This is a genomic window from Paraburkholderia sp. SIMBA_030 (assembly GCF_046535245.1).
Taxonomy (GTDB): domain Bacteria; phylum Pseudomonadota; class Gammaproteobacteria; order Burkholderiales; family Burkholderiaceae; genus Paraburkholderia.
This window is the reverse complement of sequence record NZ_JAWRXB010000273.1, coordinates 1-299: the sequence shown is the minus strand read 5'-3', so window position 1 is coordinate 299 and position 299 is coordinate 1. Positions and strand designations below refer to the sequence as shown.

General features: G+C 68.2%; 1 pseudogene. It reads left to right on the top strand.

The annotated features are described in order from the left end of the window. A pseudogene (locus tag SB772_RS39975) lies at positions 1 to 299 on the top strand (thiamine pyrophosphate-binding protein); the annotation flags it as partial.

The window sequence follows — 299 nt, the reverse complement described above, 5'->3', positions numbered from 1 at the left end:
GGAACTGGGCCGCGTGTTCCAGTCGCGTCTGCCGATTCACGCGTCGCTGCGCGCGTTCGCGCTGGCGCTCGACGGGGTAAAGCCGGTCGCGGCCGCCTCGCAGCAGCGCTGGCAGGCGTGGACGGAAACGGCGCGCGCCGACTACATCGCGCATTCAACGCCGCCCGCGCCGAGCGAGGAAATCCACGGCGTGGATCTCGCGCAGGTCGTCGCGCATCTGAACGACGTGCTGCCCGACGATGCCGTGATTTCGAACGGCGCGGGCAACTACACGGTCTGGGTGCATCGTTTTTACCGCT